General features: G+C 68.4%; 25 protein-coding genes. All 25 read left to right on the forward strand.

Features of this window, described 5'->3' with window-relative positions; all coding sequences use genetic code 11:
* Nucleotides 1–3 precede the first annotated feature (3 nt).
* The 25 genes from C9F11_RS38355 (at nucleotide 4) to C9F11_RS38455 (ending at nucleotide 15,234) form a co-directional block, all read left to right on the forward strand.
* Entirely contained in the window at nucleotides 4–540 is a 537-nt protein-coding gene (locus tag C9F11_RS38355; RefSeq protein ID WP_138964477.1) for a hypothetical protein, read from the forward strand.
* Between the two features lie 12 nt (nucleotides 541–552).
* Nucleotides 553–723, forward strand: a complete 171-nt coding sequence (locus tag C9F11_RS47735) for a hypothetical protein (protein WP_171075980.1) — start codon at nucleotides 553–555, stop codon at nucleotides 721–723.
* 178 nt (nucleotides 724–901) lie between these two features.
* Nucleotides 902–1,036, forward strand: a complete 135-nt coding sequence (locus C9F11_RS49755) for a hypothetical protein (protein WP_269078115.1) — start codon at nucleotides 902–904, stop codon at nucleotides 1,034–1,036.
* Nucleotides 1,037–1,169: 133 nt separating this feature from the next.
* Nucleotides 1,170–1,889 carry a hypothetical protein gene (locus C9F11_RS38360; RefSeq protein ID WP_138964479.1) on the forward strand — a complete coding sequence of 240 codons (720 nt, stop codon included), beginning with the start codon at nucleotides 1,170–1,172 and terminating at the stop codon, nucleotides 1,887–1,889.
* Nucleotides 1,890–1,935: 46 nt separating this feature from the next.
* Nucleotides 1,936–2,496, forward strand: coding sequence for a hypothetical protein (locus C9F11_RS38365; RefSeq protein WP_138964481.1), 561 nt, complete (start codon nucleotides 1,936–1,938; stop codon nucleotides 2,494–2,496).
* A 117-nt stretch (nucleotides 2,497–2,613) separates the two neighbouring features.
* Nucleotides 2,614–2,853: a helix-turn-helix domain-containing protein gene (locus tag C9F11_RS38370; RefSeq protein WP_138964483.1), complete on the forward strand. Its 240-nt coding sequence runs from the start codon at nucleotides 2,614–2,616 to the stop codon at nucleotides 2,851–2,853.
* Between the two features lie 217 nt (nucleotides 2,854–3,070).
* Nucleotides 3,071–3,898 carry a glycoside hydrolase family 16 protein gene (locus C9F11_RS38375; RefSeq protein WP_138964485.1) on the forward strand — a complete coding sequence of 276 codons (828 nt, stop codon included), beginning with the start codon at nucleotides 3,071–3,073 and terminating at the stop codon, nucleotides 3,896–3,898.
* Nucleotides 3,899–4,531: 633 nt separating this feature from the next.
* On the forward strand, nucleotides 4,532–4,942 hold the full coding sequence (locus C9F11_RS38380; RefSeq protein WP_249402058.1) for a hypothetical protein: 411 nt from the start codon (nucleotides 4,532–4,534) through the stop codon (nucleotides 4,940–4,942).
* A 6-nt stretch (nucleotides 4,943–4,948) separates the two neighbouring features.
* A complete protein-coding gene (locus C9F11_RS38385) occupies nucleotides 4,949–5,500 on the forward strand; it encodes a hypothetical protein (protein ID WP_138964489.1) in 552 nt (183 codons plus the stop codon).
* Nucleotides 5,501–5,515: 15 nt separating this feature from the next.
* Nucleotides 5,516–6,019, forward strand: a complete 504-nt coding sequence (locus C9F11_RS38390) for a hypothetical protein (RefSeq protein ID WP_138964491.1) — start codon at nucleotides 5,516–5,518, stop codon at nucleotides 6,017–6,019.
* A gap of 861 nt (nucleotides 6,020–6,880) precedes the next feature.
* Nucleotides 6,881–8,929 carry a hypothetical protein gene (locus C9F11_RS38395; RefSeq protein ID WP_138964493.1) on the forward strand — a complete coding sequence of 683 codons (2,049 nt, stop codon included), beginning with the start codon at nucleotides 6,881–6,883 and terminating at the stop codon, nucleotides 8,927–8,929.
* Nucleotides 8,923–9,210 (forward strand): hypothetical protein, encoded by a 288-nt coding sequence (locus C9F11_RS38400; protein WP_138964495.1) that lies wholly within the window; start codon nucleotides 8,923–8,925, stop codon nucleotides 9,208–9,210. Before C9F11_RS38395 ends, C9F11_RS38400 begins: the two co-directional genes overlap by 7 nt.
* Nucleotides 9,211–9,282: 72 nt before the next feature.
* Complete coding sequence (locus tag C9F11_RS38405) at nucleotides 9,283–9,615, forward strand: hypothetical protein (RefSeq protein WP_138964497.1); 333 nt, start codon at nucleotides 9,283–9,285, stop codon at nucleotides 9,613–9,615.
* Nucleotides 9,616–9,627: 12 nt separating this feature from the next.
* Entirely contained in the window at nucleotides 9,628–10,470 is an 843-nt protein-coding gene (locus tag C9F11_RS38410; protein ID WP_138964499.1) for a hypothetical protein, read from the forward strand.
* Complete coding sequence (locus tag C9F11_RS38415; protein ID WP_138964501.1) at nucleotides 10,461–10,754, forward strand: hypothetical protein; 294 nt, start codon at nucleotides 10,461–10,463, stop codon at nucleotides 10,752–10,754. The genes C9F11_RS38410 and C9F11_RS38415 overlap by 10 nt, the downstream gene beginning before the upstream one ends.
* Nucleotides 10,755–10,766: 12 nt before the next feature.
* On the forward strand, nucleotides 10,767–10,997 hold the full coding sequence (locus C9F11_RS38420) for a hypothetical protein (RefSeq protein WP_138964503.1): 231 nt from the start codon (nucleotides 10,767–10,769) through the stop codon (nucleotides 10,995–10,997).
* Nucleotides 10,998–11,013: 16 nt separating this feature from the next.
* On the forward strand, nucleotides 11,014–11,721 hold the full coding sequence (locus tag C9F11_RS38425) for a glycosyltransferase family A protein (RefSeq protein WP_138964505.1): 708 nt from the start codon (nucleotides 11,014–11,016) through the stop codon (nucleotides 11,719–11,721).
* Nucleotides 11,718–12,311, forward strand: a complete 594-nt coding sequence (locus tag C9F11_RS38430; protein ID WP_138964507.1) for a class I SAM-dependent methyltransferase — start codon at nucleotides 11,718–11,720, stop codon at nucleotides 12,309–12,311. The genes C9F11_RS38425 and C9F11_RS38430 overlap by 4 nt, the downstream gene beginning before the upstream one ends.
* 9 nt (nucleotides 12,312–12,320) lie before the next feature.
* Nucleotides 12,321–12,743, forward strand: a complete 423-nt coding sequence (locus C9F11_RS47740; RefSeq protein ID WP_171075981.1) for a hypothetical protein — start codon at nucleotides 12,321–12,323, stop codon at nucleotides 12,741–12,743.
* Complete coding sequence (locus tag C9F11_RS38435; protein ID WP_171075982.1) at nucleotides 12,743–13,624, forward strand: NAD-dependent epimerase/dehydratase family protein; 882 nt, start codon at nucleotides 12,743–12,745, stop codon at nucleotides 13,622–13,624. Before C9F11_RS47740 ends, C9F11_RS38435 begins: the two co-directional genes overlap by 1 nt.
* 11 nt (nucleotides 13,625–13,635) lie before the next feature.
* Complete coding sequence (locus tag C9F11_RS38440) at nucleotides 13,636–13,905, forward strand: hypothetical protein (RefSeq protein ID WP_138964511.1); 270 nt, start codon at nucleotides 13,636–13,638, stop codon at nucleotides 13,903–13,905.
* Between the two features lie 107 nt (nucleotides 13,906–14,012).
* Nucleotides 14,013–14,162, forward strand: a complete 150-nt coding sequence (locus C9F11_RS47745) for a hypothetical protein (protein ID WP_171075983.1) — start codon at nucleotides 14,013–14,015, stop codon at nucleotides 14,160–14,162.
* A gap of 22 nt (nucleotides 14,163–14,184) precedes the next feature.
* Nucleotides 14,185–14,610 (forward strand): hypothetical protein, encoded by a 426-nt coding sequence (locus C9F11_RS38445; RefSeq protein ID WP_138964513.1) that lies wholly within the window; start codon nucleotides 14,185–14,187, stop codon nucleotides 14,608–14,610.
* Nucleotides 14,611–14,636: 26 nt separating this feature from the next.
* The gene (locus C9F11_RS48340) at nucleotides 14,637–15,035 is read left to right on the forward strand and encodes a hypothetical protein (protein WP_212767869.1); all 399 of its coding nucleotides are present in this window, start codon (nucleotides 14,637–14,639) and stop codon (nucleotides 15,033–15,035) included.
* Entirely contained in the window at nucleotides 15,028–15,234 is a 207-nt protein-coding gene (locus C9F11_RS38455; RefSeq protein WP_171075984.1) for a hypothetical protein, read from the forward strand. Before C9F11_RS48340 ends, C9F11_RS38455 begins: the two co-directional genes overlap by 8 nt.
* Nucleotide 15,235 lies beyond the last annotated feature (1 nt).

The following is a 15,235-nucleotide window of genomic DNA, read 5'->3' on the forward strand; positions in this document are numbered from 1 at the left end:
GCCATGCACAGGCCGCTGACCGGCCGTGGTCTGGCCGGCCCGCGGCACCCCAACGGCCAGACCACCCCGGCGCCCCCCGTCCACCTCGACCTCGAAGCCCGACTCGCCCTCGTCAACGCCCTCATGGGCGGCCATATCGACCGGTGCCTCGTCGAGTTCGAGGTCCGCACCGTCCACATCCCCGCCCCACCCCAACCAGCAGTCACCCTGCCGCTCCCGCCCGCCGCCGAGCCCTGCCCCTACACCACCCCCGTCGCGGCGACCCTGCACCGGGCACGCGTCCGCATCGAGCAGGGCGGCTGGTGCACCGGACAGCTCACCGACGGGCAAGGCGCCACCTGCCTCGCCGGAGCCATCCACGCCGCAGCCGCCCGCCGCACCGACGCCCACGACGCACTCGCCGTGCTCTTCGAGACCATCCACCGCGACTACCCCCACGCAGAGACCATCCCGGCCTGGAACGACGCCCAACGCGACCCGCGGCTCCCGCTCCTCTACCTCGACCGGGCCGCCGCACTCGCCCACAGCCGAAACCAATGAAGGAGAGACCCGATGCCCCTGCCCCTGACCGCCACCCTGTCCACGGTGGTCCTGTTCCTGACGGTGTACGGCGCCCATGTGGCGGGCGCCTCCGACGTGCAGGCCGCCGCGGTCGCGGTGGCCGTGCTCGGGCTGCTGACGGTCGCCGCCGCCCTGGCGGGACTGCGCGCGCCGACGAACTGACCACCGATACCCCCGAGTGCAACGACGAGAAGGAGACGTGATGGACGACGATGTGCGGTGTGGTGATCCGATGTGTCACTGCCGGTGCGGTGATGACCACGACTGCGGATGCGACTGCGGGCGCTGCCCCGACTGCAGGCAGCTCGAGGAACACTGCGACTGCTGAAAGGAGACCAGCGTGGAAGAGGAAGACCCGAACCGTCCCTGGTACGAGAAGACGACCGCGGAACTGACCGACGAGGAACGCCTCGAGGCGCACGCGTACTTCGACTCCATCGGCGAGCACATGCCGGACGGAACCCCCTCGCACTAGACCCGCCCGTCGCAGTAGGCCCTGACCGTTGAGGTCGGGGCCTACTGCTGTGCCATTGGCCTGCATTGTCAACTGTTCGTGCATCATTGGCTCAAGCATTGCCTAGTTCCCCGTGCCACCCGAGGAGCCCGCCGTGCACGACCACCCCACCCACCTCGACGACTACCTGTGGCCGACCTGTACGGCACCGCGGTGCGGCCGTCAGCTTTGGGTCGCCGAGACGGGCCGATACGCATGCCGCCCGTGCGAGGACAGCACCGCCACCCGCATCCGCGAACTCCCCGCGCTGTTCGTCCGCTTGGACACGACGGCGATGTTGATGAAGGGTGCCCGCCGCACGAGCTCCGCGACCTCGGGCAGTCGCACCCCGCCGATACCGCCCCGCCTCGACGTCCTCGCTCTCGTCGGCCCCGGCGGCATAGCCACCCGACTCCGCGACATCGAGGACGCCTGGCGGGCCGCGCTCGGCTGGACGGTCGCGCCGTGGCGCGGCAGCCCCGCCGAGGCGATCCCGCAGCACGTGAAGTTCCTTGCCGACAACCTGCTGTGGGCCTGCAGCTCCTACGAGTCGATCGGCCAGGACATCGACGACCTCCGCAAGCTGCACGGTGAATGCCGGGCCCTCGCCGACGGAGAGAAGCGCGGCGGCCGCGTCCAAGTCGGCTGTTGCCCGGCCCGCTACGACGACGGCACCCTCTGCTGGCAGCCCCTCACCGCCGCCACCGACAACCACCGCATCCACTGCCGATCCTGCGGCACACGCTGGGACGGACTGGGAGAGTGGCGGGCACTCCGCGAAGCGCAGGATCTGGTGGCCTCCGAAGCCTTCGAAAAGCCCGCGACAGCAGCCTGACGAGCAAGCCAAGCTGAACCTTCACGCCCGCCGACGGAGGCCCGCAGTGCAGAAAATCCCAACCCTATTCGTCCGCAACCCCGATGACCGACGCCACGTCCTCCCCGAGACCACGCCCGGCTGTGAGTGGGTCATGGACGGCTACGGCATCGCGACCCGCAAGTACGACGGGACCTGCGTTCTCCTCGACGAGTCCGGTGAATGGTGGGCCCGACGCGAGGTCAAGCGCGGGAAGGCGGAGCCCCCCAACTACGTGCCCGTCGAGTTCGATGAGACAACGGGCAAGACCGTCGGCTGGGAACCCATCAGCCAGTCCTCGTTCGTGAAGTACCACGCCGAGGCTTCCGAGATACGTGCCGACTGGCCGCACGGCACTTACGAGCTCTGCGGCCCGAAGGTCAACGGCAATCCGGAGGGGCTCGACCGGCATACCCTCATTCGGCACGCGACTGCTGAGACCGTCGACACCAGCCTGGATATCCGTACCTACGACGAGATCGGGAACTTCCTGGCCCGCCACGATTGGGAAGGGCTCGTCTACCACCACCCCGACGGCCTCATGGTAAAGATCAAGACCAGGGACTTTCCGGGCGCAGAAGTGCCCTGACTACTTGAGCGCTTGACAAACGGCGATCACCGAAGTCACTCTGTGCTCAGATAGCTGAACTTCGCGCTGAGGCCACCCGCCACCCCGGGTGGCCTTCGTCGTACCCGGAGGTGACCATTGCCCTCCGGAACCCCCACCCTCGTCACCGCCGCAGACCTCGCCTACTGGACCGGACGCCCCGTCGGCACCATCTGGCGATGGGCCTCCGAAGGCCGCCTCACCGTCTACGGCAGAGGCAAGACGGCCCGCTACGACCTCAACGAAGCCGCCGCCGCCGAGCGCGACCCCGACACACGTGAACTGATCACACCCACACCTGCACCCCCCATCAAACAGCGGCAGCCCCACGCCGCCTGAAGCCCCTGCGCGCGGTGGTCGGCGCAGGCGGGCCTGGAGCGCCACGCGCTCGGCCCAACCCCGTCCGCCCGGTCCGTGGGGGTCTGGGCGGACACCCCCTGGCCGGACACGCCCGCCCCCAGCAGGCGTACCCGGCCCCCGTCGCCCGGCAGGCCCCCGCCCCGGGCGACGGGACCCCACCCCCCCCGATCGGTGCGGCGAGGAAGAGGTGGTTGCTGTGCGACGTGCCCTCACCATCGCAGGCACCCTCGCCGCACTCCTCCTCTGGCACGTCACCGCCCCCACCGCCGATGCCGGACGCGTCGCGGACGCCGGGCCTTCGTGGCAGCTGCGGTTCTCCGACGGCTTCAACACCCCGGTCGCCCGCGGCCGGTTCACGGACTGCGCCCACTACGTCGACACGCCGAAGGCCTACTGCGGCGGCCTGTCCGGCAGCGTGCGCACGAACTGGTGGGCCTACCCACACGGCTGGCCCGACACCGCCACCCAACGCGACTACCCCGTCGGCGGCATCTACGACCCGGCGTCCACAGTGTGGATCTCCGACGGGCAGATGCACATCCGCATGTGGCGCGGCAGCAACGGACCCGTCCACTCCGCCGCCGTCGTGCCAAAGCGGCTCATGAACCAGCGGTACGGGCGGTACGAGGAGCGATTCCGCGTCTCCAAGGTGGCGCCTGGCTACAAGAGCGCGCACCTGCTCTGGCCCGTCGTGAACGACAGCTGCAGCGAAATTGATCACCCCGAACTTGAGTGGACCGAGACCATCGCGGCCTTCCACCACCCCTCCAACTGCACACGGCAAGCCGCCTTCGACACGGGCAAGCGATGGAGTGACTGGCACACCTCGCGCATCGAGTGGAAGCCCGGCGAGGTCCGCTTCTACCTCGACGGCCAACTGGTCGGCCGCTCCGCGAACAGCGTCCCCGACAAGCCCATGAGCTGGATCATCCAGAACGAGGCCGCACTCAACGGGGACCAGGCCGCGCCCAACTCTTCCGCCCAGATGGACATCGCCTGGGTCAAAGGCTGGAGCTGGAGTTGAAACTCGGTGGCTTGCGCGGCCCGCGACGGGCGCAGGAGCGTGAGCAGAACCGACCGCGCCCCGGTCGAGGATCAGGGTGCGCAACAAACCGATTCCCGCACAGCTCGCAATTCCTGGCCTCTCCACGCAGGCGCGTCCCATTGGCGATGATCCGAAAGTCTTCGTCATCCTCGACGGTCCGCTCAGAATTGAGAATGTTGCACCGCTGGCACGACGGCACAAGGTTCTCGAGCGCGTCGTTCAGTGGGTCCCTGTCTAGGTGATCCACGACGAGCACTCCGGGGCCGCACTTGCCGCCCGGCTTCCACTCCACACGAGTTCCGCAGTGGTGACACGGATGAGCCCCAGGCCCAAGAGCCGAGTACAGGATCGCCCTGTACTCGGGGATGTACGGGCTATTGAAGGCCAGAGGGTGATCGGGCGCATAGATCATGCGCCTGGCCGTCACCTCCCCTTTCCGGCGGCTCGCGTAGGCGCACGACTTCGAGCAGAACTTGCCTAGATGGCTAGGTATTCGCGAGTACTCGATTCCGCATTGATCGCATTTTCGGGTCACCTTCTCCATTCCCCTATTGTAATGAAGTCCGGAGGCGTGAAGTGGGGAACATAGTATTCAATCAAGCTCTGGGGCGTGTGGCATATTTGGCTAGCCTCCCCGCCACCAACGACGCCCTCATCGCCGTCCCCATCGAAACCAGCGGCATCGTCTCCGACGCGACCATGCGCGACTACGACGACCTGCAGACCCTCCTCGCCGGCGCGAGCAACGAGCAGACGACCATGGGCCGCAAGACGCTGGCATCCGTCACCGTCACGGTCGACGATACGAACGACCGCGTCGCCGTGGACTGCGCCGACATCACGTGGACCGCAGCAACGGGCAACGCGATCTCCGCCGTTGTGATCTGCTACGACCCGGACACCACCAGCGGCACGGACGCAGATCTGATCCCGCTGACCAAGCACGACGTGTCGATGACCCCAGACGGCAGCGACTTCACGCTCACTGTCGCCGATCTCTTCCGCGCCACCTCGGCGGCCTAGCAGATCGTGCCGTCCAGTGACCGCTACACCAACACGTCCGTCGCCGCCGCGGCCGTCACCAACTTCGAGAGCGGCACCGGAGCATGGTCGACGGGCGCCCAGGCCTCCGCGATGGCGCAGTCCACGGAGCAGGCCCACGAAAGCGCTAACTCCTTGAAACTCACCAGGTCGGCGACCGCAACCGGGTACATGGTCGTGAGCGGCAACACCGACTACCCCGTCGCCGCATCCACCGCCTACATCCTCGACTGGTGGATGTACGCCAACTCCACCGCCGCCGTGTACCGGATCGACACCGACTGGTACACCTCCGGCCAGGCATACATCAGCACCACCACCGGCACCAACGTCACCTGCACCCAGAACGCCTGGACCCACGCCGGACCCTTCACCATCACCTCCGCAGCCACGGCAGCCTTCGCCCGGCCCGCGCTCATCGCCGTATCCGGCAGCTCGACCGGTGACCTCGTCTACCTCGACGAGATCTACCTCTACCAGCGCCTGTGGCGACACCAACTCCCCATGCTCCAGAGCATGAACCGCGCCGCTACCCGGTAGGAAGGAGCCAGCCAGGTGACCGCCCAGTACATCGCGTTCAACAGTGCCTTCGGCGCGACGACCAACACCATGGCGGGCACCAGCTACGCCACCGGAGCAAAGGTCGCCATCCAGCTTGCCACCCCGTCCACACTCCAGATCAAAATCATCGAGTGGGGGATCTCCTTCAACGGCAGCGCCGCAGCCACTCCGGCCGTCTGCGAGCTGGTGCAGAACGGCACCGCATCGACCTGCAGCAGCGCACACAGCACGACCACGATCCAGCCCATCGGCGACAACGCCAAGGGCAGCGGTCTGACGATGGGCACCACCTCGTCGGGATACGGGAATGGTGCGATCACCTCAGCAACACCGGACAAGTACTTTGAAGCGCAATATATTTCGCCTACCGCGCAGTTTGTCCACCAGTATCCACTGGGGCGTGAGCCAGTGGTTGCGGCGTCGAAGTACTGTCAGTTGCGTGTCAATACGTCGGCCACGGTCAATGCGATTGCCTATGTGGTATTCGAGGAGTGTTGAGCGCAGAAATCAATGTCGTTGATATCCGTATTCTCTGCGCTAGTTGGAGCGATGGATTGTAGAATCTATGTGTGGCGCAACTCATTCATCGAATCACGCCAGGGGATCGCTTCGGGAGACTGACCGTGGTCGATGCAACGGATCGTCAGGCGATTCGCTGCCTATGCGACTGCGGAGAGGAGCGCACAGCGCGGGCGCATGGCCTGTATGGAGGCGGCGTCCAGTCCTGTGGCTGCCTACGCCGCGAGACGGCGCGGGCGCGAGGAAGACGTAACGCGCGCCTGGTCATCAGTAGAGGTGATCGGTTCGGGCGTCTCACGGTGATTGATGCATCGTCGCGGCGTTCTGTTCTCTGCCGCTGCGACTGCGGCAACGAGAAGCGCACCACAGCTGACAGGTTGGCGAGTGGACACACACGGTCATGCGGATGCTTGCGCAGAGAAGGAACACGCCGTACCCACGGCCTTACAAATCACGCGCTCTACCCCACATGGCAGGGAATGTGGGCGCGGTGCACCAAACCCGAAGCCACCGGGTACCGCAACTATGGTGGTAGGGGCATCTCGATACATGAACCGTGGCGTGATCCGTCTGTCTTCATTGCTGACATCGAGGCATCCATAGGTCCCCGGCCAAAAGGGATGACATTGGACCGCATCGATAACAACGGCAATTACGAACCAGGAAACGTTGCTTGGCGCACCCACAAGGAGCAGGCCAGTAATCGGCGGAGCCCTTGGACCGAGAAGGTGACCTGTCCTTGCTGTAGTCACACGTTCGTCATTGCAGAAGGCCAGCGGTGACCTTGCTCGGACGGGACGTCTCTACTGCCTCCCAGTTGGTGCTGAGGGCGGTGACCGCATGGCCCGGCTCGGACGCGGACGGCCCGCACGCGCCTACCTCATCATCACCCGCCCCCTCACCAGCAGCGCCACCAGCGCCCCGCTGACCGGCTCAGACGAAACAGACTCCGCGCAGACCCTCGGCAGGACGAAGACCCTCAGCGTCAGCCCCGCGCAGGCCACCGACACCGCGCAGGCGCTCGGCCGCACCAAGAACCGCGCCCTGGCCGTGGCCTCCGGGCAGGACACCGCCCAGACCCTGGCCCGCGGCAAGACCCGCGCCCTGGGTACTGCATCGTCGAGCGAGACCGCACAGGCCCTCGGCAGACGGAAGACCCGCGCGCTCGGCACCGCCACCGAGACGGACACCGCCCAAGCCCCCGGCCGCACCAAGACCAGGAGCCCCGCGCTCGCCGCAGGGTCGGACACAGCACAGCCACTCAGCCGCACCAAGACCCGGCAACTGGGCGTCGTCGCCGAACCCGGCACCGCCCGGACGCTGGGCGCGGCGAAGACCCGCGCCGCTGCTACTGCGGCGGAGACCGGAGCCGGCCAGACGGTAGCCCGGTCCAAGCGAGCCAGCCTCGCGGCCGTCGCGGGCACCGAGACAGGGCAGGCGCTGGCGCGCACCAAGACGCGGGCGCTCACCGTAGCCACCGCGACCGAGGCAGCCCAGCCCGCCGGGAAGGCCAAGCAGAAGACGCTCGGCCCCGCGGTAGCCGTCGAGACCGCACAGGCGCTCACACGGACCAAGACGGCCCCTGCCGCGACTGCGGCGGAGGCTGATGGCGCGCAGCTGCTCGGACGGGCGAAGTCCCTGCCCCTCCCGGCGGCGGTCAGCACGGCGGGGGCGGAATCCCTCGCACGAGGGAAAGCCGCCGTACTCTCGCCGTCCGCCGAGACCAGCACTGCCGTCCCGCTCTCCGCCACCAAGGCCGTGCAACTGGCACCCGCGGCCGAGCAGAGCACCGCGCCGCCGCTCGGGCACGGCAGCACCCTCGGGCAGGCAGACCAGATCGACGGGGCACGAGCCCTCGGAGCGGCCAAGAGCAAGACGCTGCCGCCTGCGGACGGCACGGACGCGGCGCAGGAGCTGACCGGCGGCAAGGCCCGCGCCGTCGAAGCGGCCACGGCCACCGAAGAAGCCCTGCCGCTCGGCCAGGCCAAGACCCGCACCCTGCCCTCCGTGACCGCGCAGGAGGCGGCACAGTCGCTCGGCGGGGCACGCGACGTCGCCCTCACCACCGCCGTAGAGACCGGCATCGCATCGGCTCTCGGCGCCGCGAAGGCGACGGCAGTCACACGCGTCGGCGGCCTGGAAGCCGCAGTCGAGGTCGCCTCGGGCAAGGCCCGCCTGGTCGGAGCCGTGCAGGACGTCGAAGCCGCCCAGGCCCTGACGTCTGCCAAGCACAGGCCGCTCGAACCTGCGGTTGTGGTCGAGGTGGCGCAGCCGGTAGGCGCCCGCAAGGCGCGTCTGCTCGGCGCCGCGACGGAGGCGGGCCAGGCACTGCCCATCACGGCAGCCGGCGTCCTCGCCCAAGCGGTCGAGAGCGACACGGCGCGCCCCCTCGGACGCGTCAAGGCGAAGGTCCTCGGAGCCGTCATCGAGACTGCTGCCGCCCTTTCGCTCGCCGCATCGAAGCGGGCGGGGCTCGGAACCGCGGTCGAGACCGACAGCGCACAGCCGATCACCGCAACACCACTGCTGGGCACTGCGGCCAGCGTCGAATCCGCCACAGCCCTGGGCAGGGTCAAGCGGCTCACGCTCGACGCTGCAGAAGCAGTCGGCGAGGCGCTGCCGATCGGCAGCGGCAAGAACCGCGTGCTTGCCGCTGCCGCCGAGCTCGACACCGTGCTCGCGCTCAGCAGCGGCATGCCGACGCCCGTCGACATCGACATCGTCGTCGGCGCCCCCTACAGCCGCTGGAGCGCTGGGGCGCCGCACGGTGATGACGCCTACGGCACCCACGTCCTGCCGTCCGTCTGGCGCGCTGGAACACCGAGCGCCGAGCCCTACACCGCGGACGTGTCGCAGGACTCGGAGTGGGAGGTGGGCGCCCCGTGCTGATCCCCGCCAGTAGCACCGAGTACCTGCACGTCCCCGTGACCGCCCCGGAAGGGGTGGATCTCTCCGGGGCCCCGGTGAGGATCGCCGTCGTGGCGCACCGCGATAACCCGGCGACGGGGGAGTGGCGGACCGCGGCGTGGGACGGCGACGAGGTGGTCCTCTTGATTGGCCCCGGTACCGGCCTCGTCCTCACGCGCGGCGACTACCGCGTCTGGGTGACCGTCGACCCGCCCGGTGCCGAGAACATCACCCGCCACGCCGGACACCTCGGTGTCACCTGACCAGGAAGGAGGGCCGTAGCCATTAGCGACAACTTGAGCAATACCGGAGAAAATCGGGCGCTGGATTGGCTCATGGGCACGTCCACCACGGCGCCCACGCTGCCCCTCAAGGCGGCCCTCGTGACCGCCAACGGCAGCGACAGCGCAGCCGGTACCGAGGTCACCGGCGGCTCCTACGTCCGAAAGAACATCACCGTCGGCGCCGCCTCATCCGGCGCGACCTCCAACAGCGCGGACATCGTGTGGACCGGCATGCCCGCCGGAACCATCGTCGGCGTGGAAATCTGGGACTCCGCAGGCAGCCCCGTCCGCTGGTGGTACGGGCCCCTCGCCAACAGCCGCACGCTGGCATCCGGCGACGAATGCCGCTTCCCCGCAGGCACGCTGACCTTCGCCTTGGCCTGATCGGGGGCGGTCGTGGCCCTGCTCAGCACCCTCACCGACAACTTCAACGACGGGATCATCGGCCCGTACTGGGGGAACTCCTACGGCGGCGCCCTGGAGACCGGGGGCAGGGCCCGGCTGCCCTGCGTGGCAGGCGCCTACGCGGGCTACCAGACCGCCAAGGACTGGACGCTCGCCGGGTCCTCCGCCTACGTCCAGCTTCCCCTCGCCGCGGCGGCGAACGGCGCCACCGTCGAAGCCCAGACGGTCATCAACATCATTCAGGCGACCGCGGGCACCACCATCGCCATCAACATCAACACGGTGGCGAACACGATCCGCTTCGAATCCAACGTCAACTACACCGACGGCAGCGCCGTCTCCCTCACCTACAGTGCCGCCACCCACGCCTGGCTCCGCATCCGCGAAAGCGGCGGCACCCTCTTCTGGGACACCTCCACCGACGGCTCCTCCTGGACGAACAGGCGCTCCATCACCACCCCGGCCTGGGTCACCAGTAGCGTCGACGCGGTCGCCGTGGAGATGTACTCCTACCGCAACAACGGCACCACCAACTACGCGGAGTTCGACAACTTCAACACCGCCGCATCCAGCGCCGCCGTCTACCTCCTGTCCGCCAGCCTCACCGCCGACAGCACCCAGACCGCAGCCCTCACCCAGTCCAAGGTCCTCGGCGCCGCACTCGACGCCACCAGCAGCCTCGACGCGTCCGCCACCCAGGCCGCAGTCCTCGGTGCCTCCCTGTCGGCCAGCTCGCGGCTCGGCGCACAGACCGACGCCGCACCCCTCGACGACCTCACCACCCACATCAGCGAGCCCCACAGCGGATGGGCGGTGACCGGCCCGTGGATCTAGCAGCCCTCTCCACCGAATACGTCAAGATCACCGTTGTGGCCAAGGCCGGAGGAGCGACGATCAACACCGGTGTCCCGCCGAGCTTCGCGTTCCTCGCCGACGGCGCCACCCCCGAGACCGGCGACTGGCTCAGCGGCGAGTGGCTCGCCCCGCACGCGCGGATCCTCATCGGCCCCGAAGGCGGCGTCACTACCCTCGAACCCGCCGACTACAAGGTGTGGATCAAGTTCGCGGGTGGCACCGAAACCCCCGTCCATCAGACTGGGAGCCTCAGCGTCTACTAGGAGCCCGCGACCATGCCCACGTTCAAGGTCACCTTCCGGTACCAGCACGACGAGAACACCACCGAAACCGTCGACGTCCTCGCCGACGCCCCGAGCGAGGACGATCTGGCCGCCAGGGTCGACAAGAGGATCGCCACCGCGATCACCACGGAGAGCAACGTCCTCGAACTCTGGGACGTGACCGGCTCATCGTGGATCATTCCGGCGGACAGCATCCTCGACACCAAGGTCACCGCCATGTGACGAAGGGAGCCGCGCCGTGGACGACCTCCTCGTCATCATCCCGACCCGTGGTCGTCCGCACGCGATCCCCGAGATCATGCAGGCGTGGGACGACACAGGCGCCACCGCCCACGTGCTGTTCGCCGTCGACACCGACGACCCCGAGCTCGCCGCGTACAAGAAGCACGCCGCCGCCCTGAAGGCGGACTCGCGGGTGCGGTTCGCGTTCGGCAAGCGGCGCCGCCTCGTCGGCACCCTCAACCAGCAGGCAGTCAAGGCCGCGAAGGCGTACCGGTTCCTCGCCTTCCTCGGCGACGACCACCGGCCGCGCCCGGCCGCTATGCCGTGGGACGCACGCATCCGGGAGTGCCTGTCCGGCGGGCCCGGCATCGTCTACGGCAACGACCTGCTCCAGGGCGAAGCCATGGCGACCGCCGTCGCGATGACCTCGGACATCGTCACCACGCTCGGCTACATGTGCCCTCCAGCCCTGGTGCACTTGTGCGTCGACCTCTGCTGGGTCGACTGGGGGCGCGGCATGGGCCGCATCACCTACCTCCACGACATGATCATCGAGCACCTGCACCCCGCGAACGGCAAGGCCGAAGTAGATCAAGGCTACGAAGAGGCCAACAGCCCCGAGCAGGTGACCGCCGACTCGGCCGCCTACTACGAGTACCGCGACGGCGGCGGCCTCCAAGCCGACCTCGCCAAGCTGAGGAAGCTCGTCGAGGAGGCCTCGTGAATGCCGCTGACGTCATCATCGCCTGGGATCAGGCCGACCCTGAGTCGATCCACCCGCTTCGCCGAGTCTCCGAGGACGCCTACTGGGAGTCCGGCCGGGCGCAGGCCAACCTGCTCGCCTCGGTCATCCCGCCTGGCGCCCGCGCCATGGACTTCGGCTGCGGCGACGGCCGCGTCGCCATCCCCCTCGCCAGCCTCGGCTACGAGGTGACGGCCGTCGACAGCTCGCAGCGGATGCTCGACAGGCTCACCGAACGCGCCGACCTCACCACCGTGCAGGCCGACGCCGACGGCATCGCCGCCCATCTCGGCCGCCGCCGCATGGACGCCGTGTACGCCCTCGCTGTCCTCATCCACCACAGCTACGCCGACTGCCTACACATCATCGGCAAACTGCGGGCCGCCACCAAGCTCGGCGGGACCCTCGTCCTCGACTGGCCCGTCTCCGACACGCCCGAAGAAGCCGACTCGTGGATCGGCGTCACCACCTGGTCCGAGCAGCAGCAGACAGACGCCTGCGCACGGATCGGACTGGAGCCCGTCGACAGCGGACTGCCATGGGGCGTCTACCGGGCCGTGAAGGCAGGCTGAGGAGGCGAGATGGACGAGCTTCCCGCACCGCGCAACGTCCGCCCCTACACCCCTCAAGGCGAGCGCCGACCGACACAGCGAACGAAGGCGCAGAACCACACCCAGCTATGGAGGGCGGTCGGCTGGTACGGAGCATCAGGAGCCCTGTACGGCTGGGACGAAAAGGCTTGCCGCTACGAAGGCAGCAACTACAAGATCGTCTGGGTTCTTGCAGAGGAAGAAGCTCTCAGCGCCGACGGAGTAGGACTCTCCGTACCTGCCGCTCCGGCAGCCGAGACTGCGAACCCTCGCGTGATGGCCCTCGCGCAGCGACTCATGGACCTGCAACAGCAGCTCGGCACCACGCTCACAAGGGAGCAGCAGGGCGAGCTAGTCGGAATCGCCGTAGGCCTCGGGCTTGCAGCAGCGCAGCATCCCGACGGGGAGAGCTGATGCGCGTCCTTCTCAGTGGAGCGTCCGGCTTCGTCGGCCGTCATCTGCACCCGGCGCTCCGCGACCGGGGCGACGACGTCCTCGCGATCGACCTCCACCCGACGCCGGGTGTGCAGGCCGGGGACGCGCTCGACCTCTTCCGCCACGACGGCACCCGCTTCGACCTCGCCATCCACTGTGCGGCGGTCGTCGGCGGCCGGGCGTCCATCGACGGCAGCCCCCTCGGCGTCGCCACCAACCTCGCACTCGACGCCTGGTACTTCCGCTGGCTGGCCCGCACCGGCACCCCGCGAGCCGTGTACTACAGCTCGTCCGCGGCTTACCCGGTCGCACTCCAGCAGCCCGGCCCGATCCACCGGCTCGTCGAGACGGACATCGACTACGAGCAGCCCGGACGACCGGACGCCACCTACGGCCTCGCCAAGCTCGCGGGGGAGCAGCTCGCCCGGTACGTCGAAGCTGAGGGGTGCCGCGTTCACGTGCTCAGGCCGTTCTCCGGCTTCGGCGAGGACCAGGACGACTGCTACCCGTTCCCCGCGTTCATCCGCCGGGCGAAGCAGCGGCAGGACCCGTTCGAGATCTGGGGCGACGGCAGCTCGACGAGGGACTGGGTCCACATCGACGACCTCGTCGGCGCCACCCTCGCCGCCATCGACCAAGACGCCACCGGACCCATCAACGTCGGCTGGGGCAGGGCGACCTCGTTCGACGAACTCGCCGAGCTCGTCACCACCGAAGCCGGATACCAGCCCGAGCTCAAGCACCTCGCCACGGCGCCGCAAGGCGTCCACCACCGCGTCTGCGACCCCAAGCGCATGCTCGACGTCTACCAGCCGCGCGTGGAACTCGAAGAAGGCATCCGGCGAGCGCTCACAGCCTGAAGGAGGCCGCCATGCTGTCCATCCACATCGCCGTACCCGCCGGAGACAGCCCGCACCGGCATGCCGAGTGGCGCCTCCTCCAAGAAGCCCACATCCGCCGCCTCCACCTCAAGAGGCCCCTGACACCCGTCTTCACCCCGACACAGGAGCGCTTCCGGGTCCTAGCCGAGGTGCTCGGCCTCGACCCCGACGCCGACATCACCCGCGACTTCTACAAGGTCGAAGTCGAGACCGTGCCCTGCGGCGAAGACGACCACCCACGAGGCCACCCCGATGAATGAGACCTGGCCCAGCCTCCTCGCCGCCCTGGCCGTCCTCAGCATCGCCATCACGACCGGATGGTTCATCGGACCGCTCATCGACAAGATCAGACGCAGTAGGAGACCTCGTGCCCGATCCTGAGGACCCGATCACCGAGCTGGCAGCCGCCGCCGTCCAGCTACACGAGGCCTACACCGCCTACCTGCAAGCCGGATTCACCGAGCCCCAAGCCTTTGAACTCGTCAAGACCATCCTCGCCGCCAGCTTCGGCGGATAGATGCCCCACGGAGCCCGCGCCCATGGATCTCCACGCCTGGATTACCCAGCAAGTCGACCTCGTCGAACGGCTGCTGGACGAATACGAGTGGCCGCCCAGTCAGAGCGAAGGCGTCCGCCTCCGCTGCGAGGCGGACCGCCGCATCCTCGCCCGGCACACCCTCGACCTCGACTGCCCCTACGAGCCCGCTTGCAAGGGCTGCGGCACTTACGGGGACCAGGCGATGTCGAACACCGAGAACCTCAACGACTGCCCCGAACTCCTCGACCTCGCCCACGCACACGGGCTGACAGACGGCATCCTCGCCGGGCTCGACCGGCCCCAGCCGCCCGAGCCCGAGCCCCGCGCCGACGGGTGGCACCGCGGCCTCGCCGACAGCCTCGCCACCCCGCCCATCACCACCAGCGACGTACCCGCCGCACTACGCGGACCCCACTGGAAGCCATAACCCCCACACCACAGGAGCCCGCGCCCATGGCCCGCCTGCAGATCCTCGAACTCCCCGAAGGCACCAGCGACGACCGACCACCGTTTGTGCTCGTCGTCGACGAGTCCGTGCCGCAGCGCATCGTCCTCGGCGTCGACCACCCGGTCCGCGACTACTGGCAAGACATCGCCGACAAGATCGGCGCACGTGCCGTCATCGTCACACCCGAAACCATTGACATCCCCGCCAACGACACCAGCGCCTACGCCCTCGGCGGCCCACTACCAGCGAGCCCTAAAGGGCCTGACTTTACGAGCTCGCTCGCAGGACGGATCGAAGTCCGCAAGCCGTGCCCGTACTGCGGCGACCAGCAGATGATCCCGGCCCATCAGTTCCGCGAGCACATGGCCCGGCTCCACCCCGACGAGCCAGCCACCGATGCCTGACGTGACGGTGAAGCTGTCCGACGGCATCCGGGAGATCACTGTCGAGATCAGTGGCAGCGACGACGACCCCCTCAGCCGGGCCGAAGCAGCAGCCGTCCGACTCCTCGACCACGTCGCGACAGCCATACCGCCCAGTCGGCGCGCTGGCTTTGACAGCTGGGCACTCGCCAGCGACACCGAACGCAGCCCCGAGGAGTGAG

The organism is Streptomyces sp. YIM 121038 (assembly GCF_006088715.1).
Lineage (GTDB): Bacteria > Actinomycetota > Actinomycetes > Streptomycetales > Streptomycetaceae > Streptomyces.

What these genes read in the sequence shown, in the direction of transcription:
- C9F11_RS38440 (WP_138964511.1), top strand. Translation starts at nt 13,636, where the DNA reads ATGCTGTCCATCCACATCGCCGTACCCGCCGGAGACAGCCCGCACCGG.
- C9F11_RS38445 (WP_138964513.1), top strand. Translation starts at nt 14,185, where the DNA reads ATGGATCTCCACGCCTGGATTACCCAGCAAGTCGACCTCGTCGAACGG.
- C9F11_RS38420 (WP_138964503.1), top strand. Translation starts at nt 10,767, where the DNA reads ATGCCCACGTTCAAGGTCACCTTCCGGTACCAGCACGACGAGAACACC.
- C9F11_RS38455 (WP_171075984.1), top strand. Translation starts at nt 15,028, where the DNA reads ATGCCTGACGTGACGGTGAAGCTGTCCGACGGCATCCGGGAGATCACT.
- C9F11_RS38395 (WP_138964493.1), top strand. Translation starts at nt 6,881, where the DNA reads ATGGCCCGGCTCGGACGCGGACGGCCCGCACGCGCCTACCTCATCATC.
- C9F11_RS38355 (WP_138964477.1), top strand. Translation starts at nt 4, where the DNA reads ATGCACAGGCCGCTGACCGGCCGTGGTCTGGCCGGCCCGCGGCACCCC.
- C9F11_RS38405 (WP_138964497.1), top strand. Translation starts at nt 9,283, where the DNA reads ATGGGCACGTCCACCACGGCGCCCACGCTGCCCCTCAAGGCGGCCCTC.
- C9F11_RS38435 (WP_171075982.1), top strand. Translation starts at nt 12,743, where the DNA reads ATGCGCGTCCTTCTCAGTGGAGCGTCCGGCTTCGTCGGCCGTCATCTG.
- C9F11_RS48340 (WP_212767869.1), top strand. Translation starts at nt 14,637, where the DNA reads ATGGCCCGCCTGCAGATCCTCGAACTCCCCGAAGGCACCAGCGACGAC.
- C9F11_RS47735 (WP_171075980.1), top strand. Translation starts at nt 553, where the DNA reads ATGCCCCTGCCCCTGACCGCCACCCTGTCCACGGTGGTCCTGTTCCTG.
- C9F11_RS47740 (WP_171075981.1), top strand. Translation starts at nt 12,321, where the DNA reads ATGGACGAGCTTCCCGCACCGCGCAACGTCCGCCCCTACACCCCTCAA.